23 protein-coding genes are annotated in these 24,942 nt (G+C 60.9%); 18 read left to right on the forward strand and 5 right to left on the reverse strand.

Annotation, left to right across the window (positions count from 1 at the left end; all coding sequences use genetic code 11):
• Nucleotides 1–209: 209 nt before the first annotated feature.
• From ACUN0G_RS30900 to ACUN0G_RS30920, 5 genes are all read left to right on the forward strand, one after another.
• The gene (locus ACUN0G_RS30900) at nt 210–1,223 is read left to right on the forward strand and encodes a LacI family DNA-binding transcriptional regulator (protein WP_445575246.1); all 1,014 of its coding nucleotides are present in this window, start codon (nt 210–212) and stop codon (nt 1,221–1,223) included.
• A gap of 145 nt (nt 1,224–1,368) precedes the next feature.
• Nucleotides 1,369–2,151, forward strand: coding sequence for a sugar phosphate isomerase/epimerase family protein (locus ACUN0G_RS30905; protein WP_445575247.1), 783 nt, complete (start codon nt 1,369–1,371; stop codon nt 2,149–2,151).
• Nucleotides 2,144–3,106, forward strand: coding sequence for a sugar kinase (locus ACUN0G_RS30910; protein WP_445575248.1), 963 nt, complete (start codon nt 2,144–2,146; stop codon nt 3,104–3,106). Before ACUN0G_RS30905 ends, ACUN0G_RS30910 begins: the two co-directional genes overlap by 8 nt.
• Nucleotides 3,107–3,217: 111 nt before the next feature.
• Nucleotides 3,218–4,516, forward strand: a complete 1,299-nt coding sequence (locus ACUN0G_RS30915; RefSeq protein WP_445575249.1) for an MFS transporter — start codon at nt 3,218–3,220, stop codon at nt 4,514–4,516.
• Nucleotides 4,513–5,490, forward strand: a complete 978-nt coding sequence (locus ACUN0G_RS30920) for an NAD(P)-dependent oxidoreductase (protein WP_445575250.1) — start codon at nt 4,513–4,515, stop codon at nt 5,488–5,490. The genes ACUN0G_RS30915 and ACUN0G_RS30920 overlap by 4 nt, the downstream gene beginning before the upstream one ends.
• Before the next feature lie 135 nt (nt 5,491–5,625).
• Here the strand turns inward: ACUN0G_RS30920 and ACUN0G_RS30925 are convergent, their stop codons facing one another.
• Nucleotides 5,626–7,287, reverse strand: coding sequence for a methyl-accepting chemotaxis protein (locus tag ACUN0G_RS30925; RefSeq protein WP_445575251.1), 1,662 nt, complete (start codon nt 7,285–7,287; stop codon nt 5,626–5,628).
• 200 nt (nt 7,288–7,487) lie between these two features.
• On the opposite strand from ACUN0G_RS30925, the gene ACUN0G_RS30930 reads away from it, so the two are divergent.
• The 4 genes from ACUN0G_RS30930 to ACUN0G_RS30945 all read left to right on the forward strand — a co-directional run bounded on the left by ACUN0G_RS30930 (nt 7,488) and on the right by ACUN0G_RS30945 (nt 10,437).
• On the forward strand, nt 7,488–8,915 hold the full coding sequence (locus ACUN0G_RS30930) for a nucleobase:cation symporter-2 family protein (protein ID WP_445575252.1): 1,428 nt from the start codon (nt 7,488–7,490) through the stop codon (nt 8,913–8,915).
• 13 nt (nt 8,916–8,928) lie between these two features.
• On the forward strand, nt 8,929–9,390 hold the full coding sequence (locus ACUN0G_RS30935) for an LEA type 2 family protein (protein ID WP_258345311.1): 462 nt from the start codon (nt 8,929–8,931) through the stop codon (nt 9,388–9,390).
• A 4-nt stretch (nt 9,391–9,394) separates the two neighbouring features.
• The gene (locus tag ACUN0G_RS30940; RefSeq protein WP_445575253.1) at nt 9,395–9,946 is read left to right on the forward strand and encodes a GNAT family N-acetyltransferase; all 552 of its coding nucleotides are present in this window, start codon (nt 9,395–9,397) and stop codon (nt 9,944–9,946) included.
• A 314-nt stretch (nt 9,947–10,260) separates the two neighbouring features.
• Nucleotides 10,261–10,437, forward strand: coding sequence for a hypothetical protein (locus ACUN0G_RS30945; protein ID WP_445575254.1), 177 nt, complete (start codon nt 10,261–10,263; stop codon nt 10,435–10,437).
• Between the two features lie 331 nt (nt 10,438–10,768).
• Here the strand turns inward: ACUN0G_RS30945 and ACUN0G_RS30950 are convergent, their stop codons facing one another.
• A complete protein-coding gene (locus tag ACUN0G_RS30950) occupies nt 10,769–11,692 on the reverse strand; it encodes a carbon-nitrogen hydrolase family protein (protein ID WP_445575255.1) in 924 nt (307 codons plus the stop codon).
• An 83-nt stretch (nt 11,693–11,775) separates the two neighbouring features.
• Here ACUN0G_RS30950 and ACUN0G_RS30955 point away from each other — a divergent pair, with 83 nt between their 5' ends.
• On the forward strand, nt 11,776–12,708 hold the full coding sequence (locus ACUN0G_RS30955) for a LysR substrate-binding domain-containing protein (protein WP_445575256.1): 933 nt from the start codon (nt 11,776–11,778) through the stop codon (nt 12,706–12,708).
• Here ACUN0G_RS30955 and ACUN0G_RS30960 read toward each other — a convergent pair.
• Nucleotides 12,683–12,934: a hypothetical protein gene (locus ACUN0G_RS30960; protein WP_003217960.1), complete on the reverse strand. Its 252-nt coding sequence runs from the start codon at nt 12,932–12,934 to the stop codon at nt 12,683–12,685. The genes ACUN0G_RS30955 and ACUN0G_RS30960 overlap by 26 nt on opposite strands.
• Before the next feature lie 175 nt (nt 12,935–13,109).
• Here ACUN0G_RS30960 and ACUN0G_RS30965 point away from each other — a divergent pair, with 175 nt between their 5' ends.
• Complete coding sequence (locus ACUN0G_RS30965; RefSeq protein ID WP_445575257.1) at nt 13,110–13,430, forward strand: DUF883 family protein; 321 nt, start codon at nt 13,110–13,112, stop codon at nt 13,428–13,430.
• Between the two features lie 40 nt (nt 13,431–13,470).
• On the opposite strand, the gene ACUN0G_RS30970 is transcribed toward ACUN0G_RS30965, so the two are convergent.
• Complete coding sequence (locus tag ACUN0G_RS30970; protein ID WP_445575258.1) at nt 13,471–14,508, reverse strand: Ldh family oxidoreductase; 1,038 nt, start codon at nt 14,506–14,508, stop codon at nt 13,471–13,473.
• A gap of 170 nt (nt 14,509–14,678) precedes the next feature.
• Between ACUN0G_RS30970 and ACUN0G_RS30975 the strand changes: the two genes are divergently transcribed.
• Nucleotides 14,679–19,793 (forward strand): dermonecrotic toxin domain-containing protein, encoded by a 5,115-nt coding sequence (locus tag ACUN0G_RS30975; RefSeq protein WP_445575259.1) that lies wholly within the window; start codon nt 14,679–14,681, stop codon nt 19,791–19,793.
• A gap of 41 nt (nt 19,794–19,834) precedes the next feature.
• Here the strand turns inward: ACUN0G_RS30975 and ACUN0G_RS30980 are convergent, their stop codons facing one another.
• Nucleotides 19,835–20,104, reverse strand: coding sequence for a PepSY domain-containing protein (locus tag ACUN0G_RS30980; protein ID WP_421523698.1), 270 nt, complete (start codon nt 20,102–20,104; stop codon nt 19,835–19,837).
• Nucleotides 20,105–20,255: 151 nt separating this feature from the next.
• On the opposite strand from ACUN0G_RS30980, the gene ACUN0G_RS30985 reads away from it, so the two are divergent.
• From ACUN0G_RS30985 to ACUN0G_RS31010, 6 genes are all read left to right on the forward strand, one after another.
• Nucleotides 20,256–21,251 (forward strand): FecR family protein, encoded by a 996-nt coding sequence (locus ACUN0G_RS30985; RefSeq protein ID WP_445575260.1) that lies wholly within the window; start codon nt 20,256–20,258, stop codon nt 21,249–21,251.
• A 319-nt stretch (nt 21,252–21,570) separates the two neighbouring features.
• Nucleotides 21,571–22,029, forward strand: coding sequence for a hypothetical protein (locus tag ACUN0G_RS30990; protein WP_258345298.1), 459 nt, complete (start codon nt 21,571–21,573; stop codon nt 22,027–22,029).
• A complete protein-coding gene (locus tag ACUN0G_RS30995; RefSeq protein WP_445575261.1) occupies nt 22,029–22,577 on the forward strand; it encodes an adhesin in 549 nt (182 codons plus the stop codon). Before ACUN0G_RS30990 ends, ACUN0G_RS30995 begins: the two co-directional genes overlap by 1 nt.
• Nucleotides 22,578–22,649: 72 nt before the next feature.
• Nucleotides 22,650–23,405 carry a hypothetical protein gene (locus tag ACUN0G_RS31000; RefSeq protein ID WP_421523696.1) on the forward strand — a complete coding sequence of 252 codons (756 nt, stop codon included), beginning with the start codon at nt 22,650–22,652 and terminating at the stop codon, nt 23,403–23,405.
• Nucleotides 23,406–23,467: 62 nt separating this feature from the next.
• Nucleotides 23,468–24,148 carry a C39 family peptidase gene (locus ACUN0G_RS31005; RefSeq protein WP_445575262.1) on the forward strand — a complete coding sequence of 227 codons (681 nt, stop codon included), beginning with the start codon at nt 23,468–23,470 and terminating at the stop codon, nt 24,146–24,148.
• A gap of 37 nt (nt 24,149–24,185) precedes the next feature.
• A complete protein-coding gene (locus ACUN0G_RS31010; RefSeq protein WP_421523695.1) occupies nt 24,186–24,932 on the forward strand; it encodes a hypothetical protein in 747 nt (248 codons plus the stop codon).
• Nucleotides 24,933–24,942: the final 10 nt, after the last annotated feature.

Raw genomic sequence — 24,942 nt, forward strand, 5'->3', positions numbered from 1 at the left:
GATGCGCTTGGCAAGGATTAAGCGCCCAAATACCACGCTTGGGTACTGTCAAAACTAACAGGTAGGCATAGCCGCTCGTCGGTTTAAACCCCTCCATCAGCGGCGCATTGGCTTGACGGATCTTCTGAGTTGGTGTTTCCTGAAACCGGTTTCAGGCATCCTTGCCGGTGCTTGATGACCTCCAACTCCAATAAGAAAGGCCCTGCACCGTGACCTCTTTTTCCGCCGCCCAACGCAGCCGCGTGACCATGCTTGACGTAGCCGAGCGTGCCGGTGTGTCCAAGGCCAGCGTTTCGCGTTTTATCGGCGACGACCGCGCCCTGCTCTCCGATGCCATCGCCCTGCGCATCGAGCAGGCCATCGGTGAACTCGGCTACCGCCCCAACCAGATGGCCCGTGGTTTGAAGCGCGGGCGCACCCGCCTGATCGGCATGCTGGTGGCCGACATCCGCAACCCCTATTCGATTGCCGTGATGCATGGCGTGGAAACCGCCTGCCGCCAGCACGGCTACAGCCTGGTGGTGTGCAACACCGACCGCGATGACGAGCAGGAGCGCCAGCACCTCGCGGCCCTGCGCGCCTACAACATCGAAGGGTTGATCGTGAATACCCTTGGCCATCACCTCGACCAATTGCTGGAGCTGCAACGGGAAATGCCGCTGGTGCTGGTGGACCGTAAGGTCGAGCCGCTGCACAGCGACCTGGTGGGGCTGGATAACCCGGTGGCGGTACGCATGGCGGTTGAGCACCTTGAACAGCAAGGCTACCGCGACCTGCTGTTAGTGACTGAAGCCACCGACGGCACCAGCTCGCGGCTTGAGCGCCTGGACAGTTTCAAGGCGGAGATTGCCAATCGTCCGACGTTGACCGGCGCTGTAGTGGAGTTGGACGGCAAACTGGAACAGCGTCTGCAAAAGTTTCTGGCCAAACCCAGCCCCAAGGCGTTGTTCTGCGCCAACGGAATCGCAGCACTGGCGTGTACCCGCGCATTGAAAAATTTAGGCTGCGACCTGTTTGATGACGTAGGCCTGATCGCGCTGGATGACCTCGACTGGTACCCGCTGGTGGGCAACGGCATCACCGCCCTCGCCCAGCCCACCGAGGCCATCGGCGCCAAGGCTTTCGACTGCTTGCTCAAGCGCTTGCGCGGCGATACCGAGCCGACACGTACCCTGGACTTCTTGCCGCAACTGATCATTCGAGGCTCCACCAGGCGCCCGTAGCAGCTGTCGAGCCCGGGCGAGGCTGCGTTTGCGATGTGTCAGGTAGACCGCCGACGCAGCCTCGCCCAGGCTCGACAGCTGCTACGGCTGGTTCAATTCAACATTTTGCGAATAAAAATGAAACCGGTTTCAGAGGTCCACAACAATGCATAAATACCCCGTCTCCATCAGCCTTTCCAGCTACGGCGCCGACCTGGTCCGCCAGCAGGGCCAGTTGAGCTTCGTCTCGGTGCTGGCCGCCGCTGGCGCGCAACGTATCGAATGGCGCGAAGAATTGCTGACCACCGAACAACCGCTTGAACTGGCGCAAGCCGCCGCCGATCAAGGCCTGGAATGCGTGTTCTCCTCGCCCCTGGAACTCTGGGTGGCCGGCCGCTCGCAACCCAACGCCGAACTGGCCACCACTCTCGACCGCGCCCAGGCGTTTGGCGCCCGATGGCTGAAAGTCTCCCTCGGCTATTTCACCGACACCAACGACCTGGACAGCTTGAGCGCCCTGCTCAACCGGCATCCGGTCAAGCTGCTGGTGGAGAACGACCAGACCCTGCACGGCGGGCGCATCGAGCCGATGCAGCGTTTTTTCAACGAAGTCGAGCGTCTGGCCGTGCCGGTAAAAATGACCTTCGATATCGGCAACTGGCAATGGCAGGACCAATCGGCGACCACCGCTGCACGCCTGCTGGGCCGGTATGTGGATTACCTGCACTGCAAGGCCGTGGCCCGGCGCGCCGACGGCAAGCTGGTGGCCCTGCCGCCGGGCGCCGCCGACCTGCATCTGTGGGAACAACTGCTCAAGCACATGACTCAAGGTATTACCCGGGCTGTGGAGTTTCCGCTGCAAGGTGATGACCTGGTGCAGGTCACCGCACAGCAGGTCGCCGCCCTCACCGTCCTTGGCCAGCCCCGCGTGGAGAATGCCCATGTCTGAGATCGATATCCTGTCGTTTGGTGAAACCATGGCGATGTTTGTCGCCGAGCAGACCGGCGACCTGGCCCAGGTCGCACAGTTTCACAAACGCATTGCCGGCGCCGACAGCAACGTCGCCATCGGCCTGTCGCGCCTGGGGTTCAACGTGGCGTGGCTAAGCCGCGTGGGCGCCGATTCCCTCGGGCGTTTTGTGGTGGACACCTTGCAGAACGAAGGCCTGGACTGCGGGCATGTGGCGGTCGACCCGCTGCACCCCACGGGTTTTCAACTCAAGTCCCGCGAAGAGGCTGGCGACGATCCGCAGGTGGAGTACTTCCGCCGTGGCTCGGCCGCCAGCCATTTGTCGGTCGAGGCGATCAAACCCGAGCTGTTGCAAGCCCGCCACCTGCACGCTACGGGCATCCCGCCGGCACTGTCGGACGCCACTCGCGAGCTGTCGCGCCAGTTGATGACGCAAATGCGCGAGGCCGGCCGCAGCGTGTCCTTCGACCCGAACCTGCGCCCGTCTCTGTGGGCAAACGAGCAACGCATGATCAGCGAAATCAACGCCCTCGCCTGCCTGGCGGATTGGGTGTTGCCGGGATTGAGCGAAGGCCGTTTGCTCACCGGTTTTGAAGACCCGGCCGACATCGCCGCGTTCTACCTCGACCAGGGCGTGGAAGCCGTGGCCATCAAGCTCGGCCCCCACGGCGCGTATTACCGCACGCAACTGGACCAGGGTTTCGTCGCCGCCGTACCCGTGGCCAAGGTGGTCGATACGGTCGGCGCCGGCGATGGTTTTGCGGTAGGCATGATCAGCGCGCTGCTGGAAAACCTCAGTTTTGCCGAGGCCGTGCAGCGCGGCAACTGGATCGGCAGCCGCGCGGTGCAGAGCCGTGGCGACATGGAAGGCTTGCCGTTGCGTGAAGATCTGCCTGCTTATTGTAGGAGCGAGCTTGCTCGCGAAGGTCGTTAACGATGACACGCGCCACCTGAATAGAGGTGGAGTTCTTACGTTTTTCGCGAGCAAGCTCGCTGCTACCCAGTTACCTGTTGCCACAACTACAACAAGCTCAGGAGCAACCTTATGGAACCGTTGAAACTCGCCACCCGTCGTTGGTGGTACATCATGCCCATTGTGTTTATCACCTACAGCCTGGCGTACCTGGATCGCGCCAACTACGGCTTCGCCGCCGCCTCCGGGATGGCCGAAGACCTGATGATCACCCCGGGCATGTCGTCATTGCTTGGCGCGCTGTTTTTCCTCGGCTACTTTTTCTTCCAGGTACCGGGCGCGATTTATGCGCAGAAGCGCAGCGTCAAGAAACTGATTTTCGTCAGCCTGATCCTCTGGGGCGGCTTGGCCACCCTGACCGGTATGGTGTCCAACGCCTACATGCTGATCGTGATCCGCTTCATGCTCGGGGTGGTGGAAGCCGCCGTGATGCCGGCGATGCTGGTGTACCTGTGCCACTGGTTCACCCGCGCGGAACGCTCCCGGGCCAACACCTTCCTGATCCTCGGCAACCCCGTCACCATGATGTGGATGTCGGTGGTCTCGGGCTACCTGGTGCAGCATTTCAGCTGGCGCTGGATGTTCATCATCGAAGGCTTGCCGGCGGTGCTGTGGGCGTTTATCTGGTGGAAGTTGGCGGATGAAAAACCGGCCGACGCCAAATGGCTTAGCGCCCAGCATAAAAAAGACCTGGAAACCGCCCTCGCCGAAGAACAGGTAGGCATCAAGGCGGTGAAGAACTACGCCGAAGCCTTTCGCTCACCCAAGGTGATCATCCTCGCGCTGCAGTTTTTCTGCTGGAGCATTGGCGTGTATGGCTTCGTGCTGTGGCTGCCGTCGATCCTCAAGGCCGGTTTGAAAATGGACATGGTCGAGGCCGGCTGGCTCTCGGCGCTGCCGTATCTGGCGGCGGTGATCGGCATGCTGGTGGTGTCCTGGGGCTCGGACAAACTGCAAAAACGTAAACGCTTTGTGTGGCCGCCGCTGTTAATCGCCTCCATCGCGTTTTATGCATCCTACGTGCTGGGCGCCGAACACTTCTGGTGGTCGTACACCCTGCTGGTGATCGCCGGGGCGTGCATGTACGCGCCGTACGGGCCGTTTTTCGCAATCGTCCCCGAGATCCTCCCGGCCAACGTCGCCGGCGGTGCCATGGCGCTGATCAACAGCATGGGCGCCCTCGGTTCGTTTGGCGGTTCTTACCTGGTGGGCTACCTCAACAGCAGCACCGGTTCCCCCGGCGCTTCGTACCTGCTGATGAGCGGTGCGTTGCTGGTGTCGGTGGTGCTGACGATCTTCCTCAAGCCCGGCGCCAGTGACCGCGAGCGCGCCCCGCTGCAATCCCTTGAATTGAAGGTAAAGACCCGATGAAAAAGTCTGTCGTGCTCTACAAGAAACTCTCTGCGCCGCTGATGGCCCGCCTGCATGAACAAGCCGAGGTCACGCTGATCGAGGCACTGGATGAAAGCGGCCTGGCCAAGCTGCGCGCGGCATTGCCAACGGCCCAAGGCATGCTTGGCGCAAGCCTGCGCCTGGACGCAAAATTGCTGGACCTGGCGCCAAACCTTGAGGCCGTGGCCAGCGTGTCCGTCGGCGTCGATAACTACGACATCGACTACCTGACCGCGCGCGGCATCCTCCTCAGCAATACGCCCGACGTGCTGACTGAAACCACTGCCGACACCGGCTTCGCGCTGATCCTCGCCACTGCCCGGCGCGTGGTGGAACTGGCCAATATGGTGCGCGCCGGCAACTGGAACCAGAACATCGGCCCGTTGCATTTTGGCAGCGACGTGCACGGCAAGACCCTGGGCATTATCGGCATGGGGCGTATTGGTGAAGCCTTGGCCCAGCGTGGGCACTTCGGGTTTGGCATGCCGGTGATCTACCACAGCCATTCGCCGAAACCGGCGGTAGAACAGCGCTTCGGCGCTGAGTATCGCAGCCTGCCGGACCTGCTCCGGGAAGCCGACTTTGTGTGCCTGACCTTGCCGCTGACGGCTGAAACCGAAGGTTTGATTGGCGCTGAAGAGTTCGCGCTGATGGGCCCGGAGACGATCTTTATCAACATCTCCCGGGGCAAGGTGGTGGACGAGCCGGCGCTGATTGAGGCGTTGCAACAGCGCACGATACGCGCGGCGGGACTGGATGTGTTTGTGCGCGAGCCGCTGCAGCATGATTCGCCGTTGTTGCGCTTGAGCAACGTGGTGGCGACGCCGCATATCGGTTCAGCGACTCATGAGACGCGGGAGGCGATGGCCAAATGCGCGGTGGACAATCTGCTGACCGCGCTGGCGGGTGAGAAGCCGAAGAACCTGGTGAATCCGGCGGCCTGGAAACACTGATTCCTGGAACACCACAGAAGCCAATGTGGGAGCGGGCTTGCTCGCGAAGGCGGTGTGTCAGCCACCGAATGCATCAACTGACACACCGCCTTCGCGAGCAAGCCCGCTCCCACATTTTTTTGATCGCATTTCAGATCAGATGACGAATCTGGCCACCATCCCGTTCAAATCCACCGCCAGGCGCGACAGTTCGTGACTGGCGGCTGAAGTCTGGTTGGCACCCGCCGCCGACTGGGTCGCCAGGTCGCGGATGTTCACCAGGTTGCGGTCCACTTCGCGGGACACCTGCGCCTGTTCTTCCGACGCACTGGCGATCACCAGGTTGCGCTCGTTGATCAGGCTGATGGACTGGGTGATCTGCTCCAGGGCCACCCCGGCAGCCCGTGCCATTTCCAGGGTGCTTTGGGTGCGTTGGTTGCTCTGCTGCATCGAGTTCACCGCCTCGCCCGTACCGCTCTGAATGCCAGCGACCATTTTTTCGATTTCCTGGGTCGACTGCGCGGTGCGATGGGCCAGGGCCCGCACTTCATCCGCCACCACCGCGAAACCACGCCCGGCTTCACCGGCACGTGCCGCTTCAATCGCTGCGTTGAGGGCCAGCAGGTTGGTCTGCTCGGCAATCGCGCGAATCACGTCCAGTACCTTGCCAATGTCACGGCCCTGAGCCGCCAGGCCTTCGATCAACACCGAGGTGTTTTGTACATCCTGGGTCATGGTCTGGATCGCGCCCACGGTTTCCACGACGCGGTCGCGCCCTTCCCGCGCGGCCTGGTTGGACTGGCTGGAAGCTTCTGAGGTAGACACCGCATTGCGCGCCACTTCTTCCACCGCGGCGGTCATTTCGTTGACCGCTGTGGCGGCCTGGTCGATTTCGTTGTTCTGCTGCTGCAGGCCTTTGGAGGCCTCTTCAGTCACAGCGCTGAGCTCTTCAGCGGCAGAGGCCAACTGCGTGGCCGAGCCGGCGATGTGCTGGATGGTCTGGCGCAGGTTGGCTTGCATCGCAGCCAAGGCCCCGATCAGCCGGGCTGGTTCGTCTTTGCCGTCGTCCTCAATCACTTTGCTGAGGTTACCGCCAGCGATCACTTCAGCCGCCTCCAGCGCTTTGCGCAGTGGCGTGACGATGCTGCGGGTCAACAGCCAGGCGAGCAACACGGTCATCAGGGCCGCAATCACCGAAACGGCGATAATGCCCGTGATGGCGTGCTGGTAACTCTGCCCGGCGTCGTTGGCGGCCTGAGTGGCATCCGCCGCGTTGATGGCGATCAGTTTATTCAACTGTTCGCCCATCTGGTCGGTGCCATCCTTGATGCGGCCGTTGATCAGGGCGCGCATTTCTTCCACTTTGTTCTGCTGCGAAAAGCTCACCATCTCGGCCTGAGCCTTGAGGTAATTGTCCAGCGTGAGGGCAAACTTCTTGTACAGCGCCGCCTCTTCATCCCCCGCCGGCAGGGTGGCATACGCCGCCTGGGCGGTCTTGACCTTGCCTTCCAGCACGCCCATGCGGGTCTGGGCTTCCTGCAAGGCCGCCGGTTCACGGTTCACCAACACGCGAAACGACAGAATCCGCAGGCGCAGGACGTTCTCGGTCATGGTGGCCAAATACCCAACGCTGGGCAGCTGGTTGGCGCCCATGTCGACCGATGCCTGACGAATCAGGGTCATGCGGTTCACCGCAAACACCCCCAGAATAACGACAAGCAATGCGATGAAGGCAAAACCGAGAAAAGCTCGAGGTGCGATATTCAGGTGACGAAGGGACATAGGGGGGGCGCTCTTAGAAGGAGTGGCTGCGAGCATCCCTGCCGCGACACGGCCAATGGGCGTCAACGCGCCGCTCTGACCGGTGGCACCACTGTTGTAATGGGTATGTGGGCCTATAAACGGTATCGGCCGGCTTGAGGATTTAATGGGGGAGGTTTCGAAATATTTTTTCACACTTCTGACAACTGGCAGTTTCTGGCATCCTGCGCCTCCTTTTTCCTGCCCGGGCCCGTATTTTGTCTGACACTCAAACCCCTCGCCCCCGTTATAAATCCGACCTGATCTACGGCCTCGACGACCGCCCGCACTTCAGCGCGGCGATATTTGCCGCCCTGCAGCACGTACTGGCCAGCTTTGTCGGGATCATCACCCCCACGCTGATCGTTGGCGGCGTGCTGGGCCTGGAAAGCGAAGTGCCCTACCTGGTGAGCATGGCGCTGTTTGTGTCGGGGCTCGGCACCTTTGTGCAGGCCCGCAAGTTCGGCCCGGTAGGTTCCGGCCTGCTGTGCCTGCAAGGCACCAGCTTTTCGTTTATCAGCGTGATCCTGAGCGCCGGCTTTATGGTCAAGGCCCGGGGCGGCGGCACCGATGAGATCCTGTCGACGATCTTCGGCATCTGCTTCTTCGCGGCGTTTATCGAAGTGGTGCTCAGCCAGTTCATCGGCAAGCTGCGCAAGCTGATCACTCCGGTGGTCACCGGCACCATCATTACCTTGATGGGCTTGTCGCTGATCAAGGTGGCCGTCACCGACATGGCCGGCGGCTATGGCGCCAGCGACCTGGGCGCCGCCGGCAACATGGGCCTGGCGGCCGTGGTATTGCTGACCATCGTGGTGCTCAACCGCTTCAATAACCCGTTCCTGCGCCTGGGTTCGATCGTGATCGGCCTGACCCTCGGCTTTGTGGTGGCCTGGTGGATGGGCCGCGTCGACCTGGCCGCCCTGCCCCAGCTGCCGCTGATCAGCGTGCCGGTGCCATTCAAATACGGGTTCTCGTTCGACTGGGTAGCGTTTATCCCCGTGGCGGTGATCTTCCTGATTTCGCCCCTGGAAGCCGCCGGTGACCTGACGGCCAACTCGATGATTTCCCAACAGCCGGTCAAGGGCCCGCTGTACATCAAGCGCATCAAGTCCGGCCTGCTGGCCGACGGCCTCAACTCAGTGATGGCGGCCACCTTCAACAGCCTGCCCATGGTGACCTTCGCCCAGAACAACGGGGTGATCCAGTTGACCGGCGTGGCCAGCCGTTACGTGGCGTACTTCATTGCCGGGCTGCTGGTGCTGCTGGGCCTGTTCCCGATGATCGGCGCGGTGCTGCAACTGATGCCCAAGCCGGTACTCGGCGGCGCCACGCTGATCATGTTCGGCACCGTGGCCGTGGCCGGGATCAAGATCCTTGCCGAAGCCGGCCTGCACCGGCGCAACGTGCTGATCGTGGCGATCTCCCTGGGGATGGGCCTGGGTGTGGCGGCAGTCCCGGAAGTGTTGCGCGAACTGCCCAAGGCGCTGCACAACATCTTCGAGTCGCCAATCACCGTGGGGGCGTTCTGCGCTATCGTGCTGAACATCTTCCTGCCTGAGGAGTTCATAGAACTGGAAGAAGATGAATTTGATCCGGAAGCCTCCACCCTCAAGGTGATGCAGGACCCGGACGTCACGCAATAGGAGAACCCGTTTTATGCGCAAGCTCATGGTTTTGTCACTGCTGCTCCTCACCCTGAGCGCGTGCGCGCTGTTCCCCAATCGCGACCCGGTGAACATCAACGTGGTGGGTATCGAGCCGCTGCAAAGCCAGGACCTGGAGGTGCGTTTCGCGGTGAAGCTGCGGGTACAGAACCCGAATGAAACCGCGATCGACTACAGCGGCGTGGCCCTGGACCTTGAGGTCAATGGCCGGCCGCTGGCGTCCGGGGTGAGTGACCTGAGTGGGTCCATCCCACGCTTTTCGGAGACGGTGCTGACGGTGCCGGTGAGTGTTTCGGCGTTTTCCGTGTTGCGTCAGACCCTTGGCTTGAGCCAGACCCAGAGTTTGAATAACCTGCCCTACGTGTTGCGCGGGAAACTCGCGGGTGGCCTGTTCGGCACCATGCGCTTTGTGGATCGCGGGACCCTGGACTTTCCCAACACTGCCACGTGGTAACGACATGGATGCGCAACCTACGCTGTATACCGAACGCCTGATCCTGAGGCCGCTGACGCTGGAGGATGCCGAGGGTGTCCAGCAGCAGTTTGCGCACTGGGAAGTGGTGCGTTATCTGAATGCTCAGGTGCCTTGGCCGTACCCGGCGGATGGTGCGCGCAGCTATCTGGAGCATGTCGCGTTGCCGGCCATGGCGCGGGGAGAGGAATGGCATTGGTCGATCCGCCTGAAGAGCGCGCCTGGGGTGTTGATTGGTAATGTCAGCCTGATGGATGAGGTGGATAACAACCGGGGCTTTTGGCTGGCGCCGCAGTGGCAGGGTCAGGGGTTGATGGCCGAGGCCAGTGCGGCGGTGACTGAGTATTGGTTTGAGGTGCTGGAGCGGCCCGTGATGCGCGTGCCCAAGGCGGCGCCGAATGTGGCGTCTCGCAGGATTTCCGAGCGGACGGGGATGCGGTTGGTCAGGACGGATGAGGGGCAGTTTGTGGCTGGGCGTTTGCCCAAGGATATCTGGGAGATTACCCGGGAGGAATGGCTGGGGAGTCGGCGGGGCTGAGGTGGGTTTTGGGTGTATATCCGTTATTTGGGTGATGGCTGAGATTGGTTCCGCTCTTACAGCGGCTCACTTTTGAAGAGCGCAAAAGTAAGCAAAACGCTCTTGCCCCACCACTCGGCACCTCGCTAATGCTCGGTGTGCCCTCACTCCGGCTTTGGAGCGTGGGCCGCCGTCATGGGCCATCCCTGGCCCAGGACGGCTAACCTGGCGTCCTGCCAGGTTACCCACGCTCCAAAGCCTGCGTTCGGCCAGCGTGGTTTAACGGGGCGCCTAAGATCAAGATCAAAAGCACAGCGGCCTCCCGGCCGGCTTGAGTGTTAAAAGCAAAAGCAAAAACCAGAGCGAAAACAGATCTGCTTTTCTGTGGGAGCGGGCTTGCTCGCGAAAAACCTGAGAGCGCCGCGTTGAATCAGGATGCCAGCGTCATCGTTAACGACCTTCGCGAGCAAGCCCGCTCCCACATTTTTGACCGTGCCCGCTTTAGCTTTTGATTTGCTTTTCAACACTCAAGCCGGCCGGGAGGCCGCTGTGCTTTTGCTTTTGCTTTTGATCTTGATTTTGATCTGACTGCCCCATTCAGCCCGAGGCCGAACGCAGGTATTGCGGAGCGGGTAAACCGGCAGGACGCCGGTTTAGCCGCGCCGGGCCATGGATGGCCCGTCGCGGCGGCCCGCGGAGCAATGCCGAAGTGAGGGAACGCCGAGCCACAGCGAGGCGCCGACAGGCGGGGCAGAGCCCTTTGCTTACTTTGGGGCTTTTCCAAAGTGAGCCGCTGTAAGAGCGGAACCATAAGCCGCCGTTACCTAAATAACGGATATGTACTCAACCCAAAAACCGCACACCGGGTTTAGCACGCTCATCCACGGTCAATTCGAAAATATCCGGCCGGGCATAATGCCCAACCACATCATAGTCATACCGCGCCCGCACCAAATCATCCGTATCAATCCGCGCCACCAGCAACCCCGCCCCACCGAGCAATGGCCCGGCCAGAATGTCCCCCATGGGCCCAACAATCACACTGCCACCCGCAATCAAAGGCCGATCCACCGGCCAATTCGCAACCTCCACACCCAACGCCTGAGGTGACGCCTGCACCTGACACGCACTCACCACAAAACACCGCCCCTCGTGCGCAATATGCCGCATGCTCACCTGCCACATTTCCCGCTCATCCACCGTCGGCGCACACCACACGTCCACGCCCTTGGCGTACATCGCCGTGCGCAACAACGGCATCATGTTCTCCCAGCACACGGCGCCACCGATGCGCCCTACCGCCGCATCAATCACCGGCAACGTCGAGCCATCACCCTTGCCCCAGATCAGCCGCTCAGTGCCGGTAGGCATCAATTTGCGATGCTTGGCGACCAACCCGCCCGCCGGCTCGAAATACAGCACCGTGCAATACAGCGTGCTGCCACTGCGCTCAATCACGCCCAACACCAGGCTGGCCCCAGTGCGCGCCGACAAACCCGCCAGCGCTTCGGTCTCCACACCCGGCACATCAATCGCATTGGCAAAATAACGGGCAAAGGCCTCGCGCCCTTCAGGCAGGCGATAACCCAACTGGGTACCAAAGCCTTCACCCTTGGGATAGCCCCCGAGCAAGGCTTCGGGCATCACCACCAGTTGCGCACCGCTGCGCAGGATTTCGTCCTCATAGGACAGGATCTGTTCCAGGGTCTCTGCCTTGCCACCCGGCAAGGAACCGATTTGCAGCGCAGCCACGGTAGAAACAGGCATCACGATCACTCCGAATCAATGGGGGTTGCCCATTCTCCGGCCAGCAGCAATCATGAATAAAGCCCACTTCGCTGCTAACTGATATGAGCCAGATGAATATCGCTAACGTCGATCTCAACCTGCTGAAAACCTTCGAGGCCCTGCACGACGAATCCAGCGCCAGCCGCGCCGCCCTGCGCCTTGGCGTCACGCAGTCGGCGATCAGTGCGGCATTGCGCCGTCTGCGGGATGTGTATGGCGACCAATTGTTCGTGCGCACCGGTCGAGGCCTGGCGCCGACCTTGCGCGCCAACCAGTTGAAACCAGTGATCAGCGAAGCCCTGGATCGTTGCCGCCAAAGCCTGGCGATGGTCGACCCCCAGGGCAGCCAGTATCAGGGCCGTTCGGTGGTGCTGGGGTTGTCGGATGATTTCGAGATCGCCTACGGTCGCCGGCTGATTGAAGAGATCGCCAAGCGTGCGCCGAAGCTGCGGCTGATTTTCCGCCAGACCCACAGCCAGATTGTTGCCGGCGCCCTGCTCGATCGCAGCCTGGACCTGGCGATCACTGCCGGCGGGTTTGCCCAGCGTCGGCTGAGCCGCCAGGTGTTGGGAGAAGGCCATTATGCGTGCCTGGTGGACCCCGCCAGCCTGGAGCCGGGGCAACAGGTAATCGACCTCGACGAGTTCGTCAGGCGTGAGCATCTGTTGGTGTCATCCGGCGGGTTTATCGGGATAACCGACGAGGGCCTGGCCGCGCAGGGGCTGAGCCGGCATGTAGGCGCCTCAACCACACACTTCGCGGCGCTGCCGTTTCTGCTCAAGGGCAGCCAGGCAGTGGCCACGATTCCCGGGCATGCGGCCCAGGCCATCGCGCAGATGACCGGGCTGAAGGTTCTGCCCTGCCCGCTGGCATTGCCGCGTTACCCGGTGGAGCTGGGCTGGCGCACCCAAGTGCAACTCGATCCGTTGCTGCTGAAAGTGCGCGAGGCGATCGTCGCCTGCTTTGCGCTTACTTCGCCGCCATCAGGCGATTGACTTCACTGCGCACCATGTTCGAGAACTCCGGCGGTGACATGCCGTCCAGCTCCGCACGCACCCATTCGGCCCATTTGCCCTTGCGCTTGGCGCGCTCGCCAAACAGTCGGGCGGCCTCGCCCTTGGCTTTGCCCAGGTTGCTTTGCCACAGGTCGTAGAGACGGGACTTTTCATCTTCCAGCGCGGCGCGCTCGGCAAGGGGCTTGTTGGCCAGATTGAAGCTCATGTTGAATTACCTGCTGCACAAATAGGTGACATCTTACACTGTAGGTCGAAATTTCCTGGCCTGGATTTCACCTAAGCTGACCGTAGGAAAAAAACTGCAACTTTTGCCTGCTTCAAACACTCCATTCTTCATCAAGCGCATTCATTGCCACATTCACCCGCAAGGAGTTAACCCAATGGCCCGCAAATCTGCCGCCCAAGCCGTCGAAGACCAAATCAAGGATCAAGCCTTCAGTGAACTGACCTCGCTGATCGAAGAATCGGACAAGCTGCTCAAAAGCAGCGCGTCACTGGTGGGGGAAGAAGGTGAAACCCTGCGTGAACAGGTGGCTATCAAGCTCAAGCAGGCACTGGACTCGGTGTCCAATGTGCGCGAGCGCAGCAAGCCGGTAGTGGATGCCACCGAGACCTATATCGGTGGCCATCCATGGCAGACCGTGGCGATTTCCGCCGGGTTTGGCCTGGTGGTCGGCCTGTTGCTGGGCCGCCGCAACTGATCTGATGTAACGGCTGCGCCCTCCCCGGGCGCAGCTCGCTTCACGCCTGTGCCAACACCCGCAACCGGCTCAATTCTGCCGCTTCGATCTCAATTCCGCCTGCCTGCGACTTCGCCCGTGTGCGATGGCGTCGGTCTCCCGGCAAACGCCGTAACCCTGCCGCATGCATCTGTCGCACCAGTTCCTGGCTGCGCTCGGCGAAGCTCTGCCCGGCGGTCTTGCTCGGGTCGATCACGATCAGCAACTGGCCGGTCCATGGGGTGCGGGCGCCGGGGTGATCGGACCAGTTGAACTCAAACGAGAAGTTACCGCCCGTGAGGGCTGCCGCCAGCAACTCGACCATCATCGACAGGGCCGAACCCTTGTGCCCGCCAAACGGTAACAGCGCGCCGCCTTCGAGGATCGCCTTGGGGTCCTGGGTCGGCTGGCCGAGGCTGTCCACGCCCATGCCGGGTTGCAGGCGCTCGCCCTTGCGCGCAGCAATCTGCACGTCGCCATGGGCGATGGCGCTGGTAGCCAGGTCAAACACGATGGGCAGGCCATCGGCGCGAGGCGCGGCGAAGGCAATGGGGTTGGTGCCGAACAGTGGGCGGTCGGCGCCGTGGGGCACCACGCAGGTCATGCTGTTGACCACGCTCAGGGCCACCAGGCCTTCTTCGGCGAAGGGCTCGACATCCGGCCAAAGTGCCGCGAAGTGGTGGGAGTTATGGATCGCCAGCAGGGCAATCCCGGCACTGCGGGCCTTTTCCACCAGCAGCGGGCGGGCGGCTTGCAGCGCGGGTTGGGCAAAACCATTACCGGCATCCACCCGTACAAACCCGCTGGCCACATCCTCGACCACCGGTACCGCCTTGCCGTTGACCCAGCCGCTGGCCAAGGTCGAGACGTAACCTGGAATACGGAATACACCGTGGCTGTGGGCGCCGTCGCGCTCGGCGCTGGCGCAGTTCTCGGCCAGCACTTGGGCCACGTCGGCCGAGGTGCCATGGCGCACGAATACCTGGCGCAGCAGGTCGGTCAATTGCGCAAAACTGAGTCGCTCTGATGAAGACTCGACATCCAAAGGCGATGCAGACATCTGAAGCTCCCGTTTAATTATTGGAATGGGCAACAGCGTACAAGAATCGGTTCGTCGATTAGACAGGGTTTGCCCCATGGCTGTCGACAGGGAGTGCCAGACATATCTAGCCCCCGGGGCCACCGGGACTGGATAGCGTCGAGTGCCGTACTTTCCCAAGGACCGCAATGATGAGCCAGGCTCCCTATTTTTTTCCCGAAGCCATGCGCATTGGCTGGAGGGCGCTGGACCGTGAGCGCCAGTTGAACATCGACAGCAGGGATATCGAGTTTCTCGGCAAGGTGTTTTTTGCCAGCGATGCAGGCCGTCGCCAACAGTCGCCGCCAATGATTGCACAGCGCATCTGGCTGAATAAAAGTACCGCCAACACCGTCGAACTGGCGGGCAGTTTCATGATGAGTTCCACCAACGCCTACCCGCACGCCTGGCTCTACACCCCCTACGGCGGCCTGGAAAAATTCGACAGCCCCGCCCACGTGCTCACGGCGCTGACCCAGCGCTTGAAAATCCCGGCCGACGCCACGCGACTGCTGTGCTTCCTGCCCTTGCAGCAACAGGCATCGCAGATGCTCGACGACCGCCTGGTGCTGACACCGGAGGCAATGCTCGATGACGTGTTTGGTGAACAGGAAAAAACCCTCAGGCGCTATCAGGAGGTCAATCGCCAGGCGCTGCTGGCAGAGTTGAAACAATTGCCGCCATTGGGCGCCCTGCTTTCAAACCTGCTTGAAAGCATCTGCCGCCCACTCTTCCCCAGGCTTGTCCCCAGCGAAGCCCATGTCAGTTTTTTCGCCAGACAACCCCCTGGGCACACGGTGCCGCGCTGGCTCGACTCGCTGCCACTCAATGACGCTGTGCTGTTGTATTACCGTGAGCAAGCCTGGCCAGCCGGGCAAACCCGGGTGTTTTTTCATCCCGCGCGGTCTGACGACGCCAAGGACCCTGAACGCAAGGCCCGCGACACGCAGCGCTGGGAAAGCGCGATCAAGCAAGCGGCCGGCCAACTGATCCCGTTCCTGCACAGTGCAGTGGAGACGTTCTGGAACACCGAGATCGCGCCGGGCGTCTCGCGTCGGGCCTGGTTCGCCCGGGCCATGGCCGCCAATGCGCGCCTGGATCTGCTGTTCAAGCGCCAGCAATCCATCATCAGTCCGGAGCAAAGCCAGGTATTGGCAGCGCTGTACTCTTCCCAGGCCCCTCTGGGCGGCCAGACACTGCACGTGGAGAACGTGAAGATCTGGGAGCAGCCGGCCAATGCTGTCGAGCTGGCCAGCACCTTGATGATCGGCAACTCGCAGACCTTTCTCTACACCCCCGACAAGGGTTTGCAAGTGCTCGGAACCTACGACGACCTGATGGACACCCTCAAGGCCATGGTCAAAGCGCCAGGGTATGAAGACGACCTCTACAACCTGATGTCTCTCGAGGAGCGGGGGTTGTTCGTCGGGTTCAAGACGCCGCAGTTTTCCGGCACTCCCATCCCAGGCCCTCTGTTTGAGCAGGTGCTCGAAGCCATCATCGGCAAGCAGCAACAGAACCTTCGCTATGCCCTCGATCTGTACCGGCGTGCCCGGGCCGACATTGAACCCTCGGCCTTGCTCGACTACGCACTGGATGTGCGGTACATGATCGACAGCCATCTCCCGGGCCTGGATACAGCCGGACGCTGGACGCCTCATTCGGTGCTGGCCGACCCGACCCGTCCCGTGTCACTGGCCGGCGACCGGGCCGCCCTGCTGCACAAGCAGTTGGCCAACATCCGGGACACACTGGCAGCCCAGGTACGCGCCCAGCCTACACTGGCCAACACCGTCAATCAGGCACTCACCTTAGAGTTCAACCGCCGAGGCCTGACGGGCCAGGACCCCGGGAAGATCTACGTCAATCGATACGCCGCCGGCGCAAATGCGCCCCACGCCACTGCGCCCCTGGAAAGCCAAAGCCTGCGCAGTTACTTTCTTGCGCGCCTGATACAGGGGCGCGGGCCAATTCCGCAAACGCTGCACTACGGCCTTTACGCCAATCAGGGCAGCGGGCGCGCCACACCACTGACCGGCCTGGACATATCCCAAGCCAACGCGGTTCTCGATGCCGCCCTGATCAAGTTTCATAACTACAACATTGCTGATATTCCCCGCGAATACCTGGAACAGCTCAAGGCGCCGATGGCCCATGCCATGGCGGTGGCGATCCAGGGCGAAGCCAGACTCAGGCGCCTGGACAACAGCCTGGACGCCCTTGATGAGTCGATCGTGCAAACGGTGTTTGACCTTCAACACCCGGATCGCCGACGGCGCCAGGGGCTGGGTGGGTTCATCCCGGATGCCTATGCGTTGACCGTCGAACCCGAGGGCCTCACGCGACGGGTGCCCCTGGCTCATTGCCTGATGCTCACCGAACGCGGCGGCCTCGACCCGTCCCACTCAGGCCGGGCCGTGCTGTGGACGCCGGCGCGCGGCCTGGAGAGTTTCGCCAACGTCAGCCAATTGCAGACGGAGCTGAAACGACGCCTGGCCGCCCCGGACCTTCGTACGCAGCTACTGGCCAATCTCGACCCGCGCTATTGCAAGCCGCACCAGGCCTGCCCGCTCGGTCAATTCATGCTGATCAACGACGCAGTCGCCCAGCACCGCCAGCAGTCCTGGATTGATCATTACAGGGCACAACGGGCCCACTGCCTCACCCTGTCGCTATCGGGGGACGCCTTGCTGAAGCGTCTCGGGGAACTGGAAAAGGCCTTGCCGGCCAACGACCTGAGCCACGCCTCGCAAATCGCCCAGACCTTCATGGCACAACAATCACTGCCCGCCTGGTTGGGGATGGCGTCGGTCAGCCAACAGCGTCGCCACATCGAAATCCTTGAGCAATACCGCCACAGCCTCACGGACGACAGAGACTACCTGGACGATTTTCTGTCGTTGCCACAGTACATTGGCAGCAAGCTCGGCGAGCTGTTGCAGGCCTATGGCGTGCGCGCGCAAGACGTCTACATCCTCCCGAAGTTGGTGTTGGCCGGCCAACGGCAAAACCTGGTGGACTACGCCCTCAATCACATCAGCCAGCAAGCCGCTGCGTTCGATGTCGAGTCCACGGCCGCCGGCCTGACGCCCACCGTGGTGCGCCAGATACTCACACGCCTGCCCCTCAAGCAGGACAACCAGGCTTACCTGGCCGAAAAGCTTACGCCTGGCAAGCCAGGTGCCGAAGCACGGGAACAGCGATTTATCCGGCAACTGCCCTGGCAGTTGCTGCAAAACGCCCATGCGCTGAGCCTGCAGGAACTGCTGTCACCCGCGGGCTTGAGCCTGGTCGAACAAGTCCTCGACATGCCGGATGCAATCGTCCGTGCAGCAGTCAACGGCGCAACCTCGACGGTCCGTCCCCTGGAGTTGATCGCCACGACGGGCGCTCGCGCCATCAAGGCCCTTGGGGTCTACCTGATTAACGCCGCCGAAAAGGCGCCCCTGGTGATGTATGCACCTTACGGTACGCAGCAGGCGTTCCAGGAATTCGAAAACGAGGCGGCTCTAATCCGCCGGCTCAACCTGCCCGGCCCGTTGCAGGACTGGGTGATCGGCCGCCTGCCAGAGGCTGAGCGAGCCACGTATAAAAACCTTTGGGCCAGCACGGTTGGGGGAACCTCGGAAATCATCCTGGCGGACAATCCGATCAAGGGCCATGCGCTCAAGCAGTTGTACCGCGACAACATTCAGTTGATCTCGAGCCTGTTTGAACAGCAAAACCAGGCCAATGGCCGGTCAGCCTGGGACACCCTCAAGGCATTGTTTACCCATGGCCTGCAACAGGCGCAGGGGTTGCTACCGGGCAAGCTGATGGTGCCGTTGGTGATCTGGCAAAGCTACACACTGTTCAAGGCCTCTGCCGAAGACTTGCAGCAACATCGATGGCGCGACGCGCTGCAACGCTTCATCCGCGGTGTCGCGCAAATGGCCTCAATACGTACATTGATGGATGAATCACCGGCACCAGGCACCGCCGCGCCGCAGCCCGCGCCGATGCAAACAGCCAGCGCCTGGCAAGACATCGATATCACCGCCCAGGCCCGAACCCGCCTGCAAGCGTACGAAGCCAACGACATCAGCCTGGAGGGCCTGACGGCTGGCAATTCGGGGGTCTACACAACGACAGACAATCGGCATTACCTGCCTTGCACAGGCAAGGTCTATCGAGCCAAGCAGGTTGATGGCCATTGGCGGCTTTTCAGTGCACGGTCCAAAGGGCCCTATGTGCGCCTGGATGCCGAGCGCAAATGGACTCTGGACCTGGGCGCATCGGTTCGCCGCCATGGCCCTGGCTGGAGTGCCATGATGGAGCGCCGGGAGGTGAGAACAGAGGTGGACCGGGTGATGAATGTCGAAGCTCGAGGCCTGAGCGAAATTCGGCGTGTTTCGCCCCTCAGGGCTCAGGCGATCGTCGAGGCACTGGACCTGGCAACCTTCTACCTGCACAACTGCCAGCAGAACCTGAAACTGCTCGACCATCAGTACCCGCCCGTGACCCGGGTGCATCGCTTCATCAACCGCTTCTTTGGCATCCCGATAGACGCCGACACCGGCCCGGCCAAATTTCCGGCAGTCCTCGCGCAAAAGCTCATGGACACGGTGACCGCCATCCTCGATGAGGCACTGGAACCGGCACTCTACTCGCTCAATTCCCGGCGTTTCGTCTCCGGCGCGCATATCGCCGAACCCGAACGGCATTGGGCGTTTACCATCGACGGTGACCCGGATCGTCGCATCTATCTCACCGAAAACTTCTTCAACCCGCCCACAGCCGATTTCGAAGGGCACCTGATCAATCACTTCGATCAAAGAGCCCATGCCCGCGCGACTACGTTGATTCATGAATTGACCCATATCGTGAGCAACACCGCCGACGTCGCCTACCTCAACTCCACATCGCCTTTTTCCGACCTGATCGAAGTACAAACCCAAGCTGGTCGCAATCTTCGGGACTGGCTGCGCAACGTGCAGGAGAATGCGTACTCGATCAGTACGCCAATCGGGCAATTGTTCAAATCATCGGACGCGTGGGGGGCTACCGGGTCTGATCTGGGAACCGACCCGGAAGATGACTACATCAAGCAGCAGATTCTTGCCACGACCGGTGGCGTGGACTTGAGCAATGCACGGGGAATTTTCAAAACCAACCTGACTCGGCGGTTCAACACACAGATGGATAACGCTGACTCATTGACCTTGCTGATCACAACGTTGGGACGACAACTGGACGCCGTGCCCTCGATTGCCGAAGGCACGCCGTAAGCGACGGGTGCAGGCTACAGGCCTGCACCCAGTCAGCTCATTCAGTCTTTCTGGTCACGCAGCACGTTGCCGGATGCGCCATCGATACGGAACTCATAGACGATGCCATCCGACTTGCGCCCCTCACCTTCCCAATAGCCATCGTTATCGGCTTCGATCTTGTAGATCTCGATGTAGCCGGCCTTGGTCTTGGCGGTTTCGATGGCTTTTTCAATGGTGATCCAGCCTGCACCCGGTTTGTCCGCGAGGGCGGCACCGGCACTGAGCAGGGCCGAGGTTGCAACGATGGCGGCTAAGGTTTTCTTAAGCATTTTCGTACTCCATACAGGGATTGAATGTTAGCTGTCCTGATTTTTAGGGCCTTGCAGACGAGAATTAGTTCCAATTGATGTGCAATCGCCATGATGGTTGTTCTCGCCGTCCTGCTGTGGAGGTTAGAATGTTGGAAATCAGGATGAGTTAATGACAGATAAGTCCCTATCAGAAGCCGAATATGACGCCATCACCGATGCCGCTGCGCACTGGTGCATGCGTCTGCATGCCAGCGATTGCACGACGGCCGAGCGTCGGGCCTTCGAGCAGTGGCACGATGCGCATCCACTGCATGCCTTCGAATACGCGGCCATGCTGGAAATCTGGGACGTTGCCGATCACCTGCCCCGCAGCGAACCGGCCCCTGCCAGGGTGCGACTCCAGCCCCGCCGCCGTTCAAGCAACTACGCAGTAGCGGCGGTGATAGGCCTGTTGGCCTTGCCACTCGCGGCCTTTACCGGCTGGGAAGCCGGATGGTTGCCCAGTTCCTATAAGCATTACGAAACCGAAAACAGCCTGCGCCAGGTCACCCTCGATGACGGCAGCCAGGTTGAACTGAACCTGGGCACCGAGCTGGTCTACAGCCATTACAAAGACCAGCGCCGGGTCACCCTGAAAAAGGGCGAGGCGTTTTTCAATGTCAGCCATGACCCGCAACACCCCTTCATTGTTCACGCCGGAGACGGGCAGGTTCGGGTGACCGGCACTCAGTTCAACGTCTGGAAATACGAAGACCATGTGCGGGTCATGCTGCTGCAAGGCTCGGTGCTGGTAAGCAGCGATGACGCCCACAGCGGCCTGCGCCTGTCGCCCGGAATGCAGGCGAGCTACAACCATGGCGATGCCAGCCCCCTGGCCCAGCCGATTGCCCCGGGCGACACGGCCCTGGCCTGGCGTGACGGCAAGCTGATCCTCGACAACCTGGCCCTGGCCGACGCGTTGCCGCTGATCAACCGCTACCTGAGCAAACCGGTGATGCTGGCCGACGCCGACACCGGCGCGATCCGCATTGGTGGCATCTACAACATCAACGAGGTATCCAACCTCGTGCCCTCCCTGCCCAAGGTCCTGCCGGTCTACCTGACCCAGAACCAGGACGGCAACCCCGTACTCAATTCGATCCCGCGTAAAACACCCAAGGGCTGACCCTGGAGACAGGGCGCCTGCCCTCCTCCACGGCTGATCTTTGCCTGGAACTGTCCACTTTTGAAACACTTGCACCGGCTGAGCTGACAGCCGGCTGCGGGCTGCCAGGTTTATGGCAGCCAGTGTTTCATTCCTGAGACAGCTGCCAGGCGAGTTGAATTCAGGCCTGTTGTCTCACCCTTGAAACACATCCCGCCGACCTTTCTATTTCATCGCCCCCAACTCATTGAATCTCTTCATAAAATCAAAAGCGGCACAGCTCCTGCTCTATTCCTGACAGCGCTGTTTAGGGTCAGCGCCAAGAATAAGGAACGCCGTCGTGAAGACACTTCATACAGGCTCATTGAGCCTTCTGCTGATCAGCTGTGTACTGAGTACCAGCGTGAGTCTTCCGGCGCTCGCGGGTGACGGCACCATCGTGGTGGGTCGCACCGTACAGGGCCACATGGCTGGCCGCTCCTCCTTTGCCCCGGATCGCAACCCCAGCACAGTCAATGCCAACCCCTCCAAACAAGTGTTGAGCGCCACGACCGGCGAACTCAGCGATCTCGACATCGCCGGGGTCAGCAGCGGTTCCAGTATTACCCGCGCCATGATGCCCGGCGGCAACCTGCCCGGCCTGAGTAACAGCCTGGGCGCGAGCACCTCAACCCTGGGGGCCGGCGCATCCGCTGGCCATGGCGGTGGTGGCAGCAGCATGGCTGGGCAGATCAATGGTTCGATCCAGCGGGGCATGGCGCCGCTGAACAACATCGGCAGCATGATGGGGGGCCAGTGATGAATCGCTCCTGGCTGATCATCGCCGCACTGAGTTGCGCATCGGCCATGGCCGACAACAACGCAACGATCAATAACAGCGGCCAGCAATACAGCGGTGTCGCCTCGGTCAACCAGTCTGCCGGCAATCAGCAACAGCAGATCAACAGTCGCGCCATCGTCGTCGGCGGGCAAGCCCACGATTCACTCGTGCAGAAACTCGATGGCAAGGTCGATGCGTCCCTGAACGCCAACGCGGCGATCCAGGGCTCCTCTTTCAGCAATGGCAACGGTGTGCTGGGCGTCAACCAGTCGGCCGGGGCCAATACACAGATGATCAATGCCGTGCGGATCAGTATCAATCCGGGTCCGCAAAGCATCGATGACAGCGTTTTGTCGCAGCAGAACACGACGCTGTTAACAGACTCCGGGCTCACCCCCACCACTGGCAGCCGCCAGGTCGTTACCAGCGACCAGGCCTTCACCGGCAGCCGAGGAGTGGTACAGGTGAACCAGAGTGCGGGGGTGGGAAACCGAGTGGCTAACACCCTGGCTATCACTATCAAGTAACAGCTTGATCAGTGTTTGTTCGTTAGACCGTACCAACACTTAACCAACTAATTAGAAGCAAGGAGATACACCATGAAACCTACAATGGCTCTTAAACCACTGGTTTTCGCTCTGACTGCGCTCATGGCTGTTGCTGCACAAGCAGGTGGTAGCGGTGGCGGCTGGCACCCAACCCCAGTGGCTACCGGCACCGTGGCTGCCGTCGTGACTGATACCCAAGTCAGCAAAGACAACAAATTCGACGACACCAAAACCACTAACAACGCCTCAGCCACTGGCTCGCTTAACGGCCATTCCGGCAACCTGGGCGCCAACGCCGCTTCGGGCTCGGGCAACCAGCAGGACAATGCTGCTGCGATCACCAGCAGTGCCGATGATGCTGCTTCGGTATTTGCCGTCGCCGACATTTATCAAGAAAGCAGCAACAACAAGTTCGACAACAAAGGCACGCAAAACAACGCGTCTCTGAACAACTCGGCCAACAACAGCTCGGGTAACACCGGTGTCAACGTTGCAGCCGGTCAAGGCAACCAACAGAAAAACAACCTGGCTATCGTGACTGCCGACGGCAACAACGTAGCCGCTGCGTCCAACACCGAGCAACAATCGTTGGACAACCACTTCCTCAACGCAGCCGCGACTACCCATGGCTATGGTGGCCAGTCTACCTATGTCAGCAACAACGCCAGCCTGAACAACTCTGGCAACTATGGTTCCGGCAACATCGGGCTCAACGTGTCCGCAGGTTCCGGCAACCAACAAAGCAACACCCTCACACTGGGCAGCGGTTGCACCCAATGTGCAGCAGGCAACGGCGTACGCTTCTGATGCAATGGGGCCTTGGCGACAAGGCCCTTTTCTATTTCCAGTGTCCAACAGGTCAGACGATCATGCGCCTCGTGACGCTCACCCTCTTGTTAATGCTCGCCGGCCCGACCTGGGCAGGGCAAATGGCAATTTCCGCCATGCCCGGCGGTGCCGTGATATTCAAGAAGGTCGAGAGCATTCGTGAGCGGCGCTTCGCCAACCTGGTGGAACAGAAGACCGATTTCAGCTGCGGTGCCGCGGCACTCGCCACCATCCTGCGTCAGGCCTATTGGCTGGACGTCGACGAAGCACACATCATCAAAGGCATGCTGGTGAACGCGGACCAGGACCTGGTACGTACCCAAGGCTTCTCCATGCTGGACATGAAGCGCTACCTCGAAAGTATCGGCATGCGTGCCCGGGGCTACAAGATCGGGCCGGATACCCTGGTCACCGTGAAAATCCCCGTCGTGGTACTGCTGGAAATTCGCGGCTACAAGCACTTCGTGGTCATGCAGCGCGCCGACAAGGACTGGGTCTATATCGGCGACCCGGTGCTGGGGCATAAACGCTACTCGCGTGACGACTTCGTCAAGGGCTGGAACGGCATCGTTTTCGCCGTACTCGGTGAAGGCTACGACAAGACCAACATTCTGCTCGACCCACCCACACCCCTGACGGCGAAAAACAAAATGAATGAGTTCAGGCCCGTGGGTGATGCAGAGCTGATGGACTTCGGTTTTATCCAGAGCGACTTCTTCTAGAAGCGCAATAAGGAGCAGGACGCTCCAGGAGCCAAAGATGAACACCTACCGCTGGCTTACGGTCATGTGCCTGGTAGCCTCAATGCCTGTTTATGCCTCCTCCGGATTTAAACCGATTGAAGTCAAGGATTCGGAACTGGCGGAACTGCGTGGGCGCTATGTGATGCCTGGGCGGATTATCAGCTTTGGCATCGTGATGAGCAGCACCTGGACCAACGCTGTTGGCGACTCCATCACCGGCAAGGCCACCATGCAGATCGACTCGTCCACTATCACCCCTCAATTCTATGTACAAACCACTGGCGGGACGGGCACCGGGACCGGTCAGACTACCGGCACAGGCATCGTGACGGGCGGCGCCGGACTGGGCACCGGCCAGGGTGTGGTGCAAAGCGTGCGCGCTGCGGGCGACGGCAACACGGCGACCAACAACGTCGGCATCAACATCAACGAAAATGGGCTGGCACCGGCCAACCTTGTGCAGTCAGGGCAAGTGCTGGTGGCCGGCGGTACAGTCACGGGTACCAGTGGAGCTGGCAACGTCAGCGTCTCAGCCGCCAATGGCGGCCTGCAAATGGCTATCCAAGCCAATCACAACCAAGGTAATAGCGTGCAGCAAATCGGCGGCGGCAATGTGCTACAGGGCACGGTTTTGCAGGGCAACAGCAATTTTGTTAACAACATGACCCAACTGAACGTGGTCATGGGCAGCAACGGCCTGAGCAATGGTGCATTGAACTGCAACCTGGACCAACTCAAAGGCCTACGCACCCTTGGTTATTGAACTACGCTGT

It is taken from the genome of Pseudomonas sp. 32A (assembly GCF_052682255.1).

Excerpts from the sequence above, each read along its gene's own strand:
- ACUN0G_RS30905 (WP_445575247.1), top strand. The coding sequence starts at position 1,369 with ATGCATAAATACCCCGTCTCCATCAGCCTTTCCAGCTACGGCGCCGAC.
- ACUN0G_RS30910 (WP_445575248.1), top strand. The coding sequence starts at position 2,144 with ATGTCTGAGATCGATATCCTGTCGTTTGGTGAAACCATGGCGATGTTT.
- ACUN0G_RS30915 (WP_445575249.1), top strand. The coding sequence starts at position 3,218 with ATGGAACCGTTGAAACTCGCCACCCGTCGTTGGTGGTACATCATGCCC.
- ACUN0G_RS30920 (WP_445575250.1), top strand. The coding sequence starts at position 4,513 with ATGAAAAAGTCTGTCGTGCTCTACAAGAAACTCTCTGCGCCGCTGATG.
- ACUN0G_RS30925 (WP_445575251.1), bottom strand. The coding sequence starts at position 7,287 with ATGCTCGCAGCCACTCCTTCTAAGAGCGCCCCCCCTATGTCCCTTCGT.
- ACUN0G_RS30935 (WP_258345311.1), top strand. The coding sequence starts at position 8,929 with ATGCGCAAGCTCATGGTTTTGTCACTGCTGCTCCTCACCCTGAGCGCG.
- ACUN0G_RS30940 (WP_445575253.1), top strand. The coding sequence starts at position 9,395 with ATGGATGCGCAACCTACGCTGTATACCGAACGCCTGATCCTGAGGCCG.
- ACUN0G_RS30950 (WP_445575255.1), bottom strand. The coding sequence starts at position 11,692 with ATGCCTGTTTCTACCGTGGCTGCGCTGCAAATCGGTTCCTTGCCGGGT.
- ACUN0G_RS30955 (WP_445575256.1), top strand. The coding sequence starts at position 11,776 with ATGAGCCAGATGAATATCGCTAACGTCGATCTCAACCTGCTGAAAACC.
- ACUN0G_RS30960 (WP_003217960.1), bottom strand. The coding sequence starts at position 12,934 with ATGAGCTTCAATCTGGCCAACAAGCCCCTTGCCGAGCGCGCCGCGCTG.
- ACUN0G_RS30965 (WP_445575257.1), top strand. The coding sequence starts at position 13,110 with ATGGCCCGCAAATCTGCCGCCCAAGCCGTCGAAGACCAAATCAAGGAT.
- ACUN0G_RS30970 (WP_445575258.1), bottom strand. The coding sequence starts at position 14,508 with ATGTCTGCATCGCCTTTGGATGTCGAGTCTTCATCAGAGCGACTCAGT.
- ACUN0G_RS30975 (WP_445575259.1), top strand. The coding sequence starts at position 14,679 with ATGAGCCAGGCTCCCTATTTTTTTCCCGAAGCCATGCGCATTGGCTGG.
- ACUN0G_RS30980 (WP_421523698.1), bottom strand. The coding sequence starts at position 20,104 with ATGCTTAAGAAAACCTTAGCCGCCATCGTTGCAACCTCGGCCCTGCTC.
- ACUN0G_RS30985 (WP_445575260.1), top strand. The coding sequence starts at position 20,256 with ATGACAGATAAGTCCCTATCAGAAGCCGAATATGACGCCATCACCGAT.
- ACUN0G_RS30995 (WP_445575261.1), top strand. The coding sequence starts at position 22,029 with ATGAATCGCTCCTGGCTGATCATCGCCGCACTGAGTTGCGCATCGGCC.
- ACUN0G_RS31000 (WP_421523696.1), top strand. The coding sequence starts at position 22,650 with ATGAAACCTACAATGGCTCTTAAACCACTGGTTTTCGCTCTGACTGCG.
- ACUN0G_RS31005 (WP_445575262.1), top strand. The coding sequence starts at position 23,468 with ATGCGCCTCGTGACGCTCACCCTCTTGTTAATGCTCGCCGGCCCGACC.
- ACUN0G_RS31010 (WP_421523695.1), top strand. The coding sequence starts at position 24,186 with ATGAACACCTACCGCTGGCTTACGGTCATGTGCCTGGTAGCCTCAATG.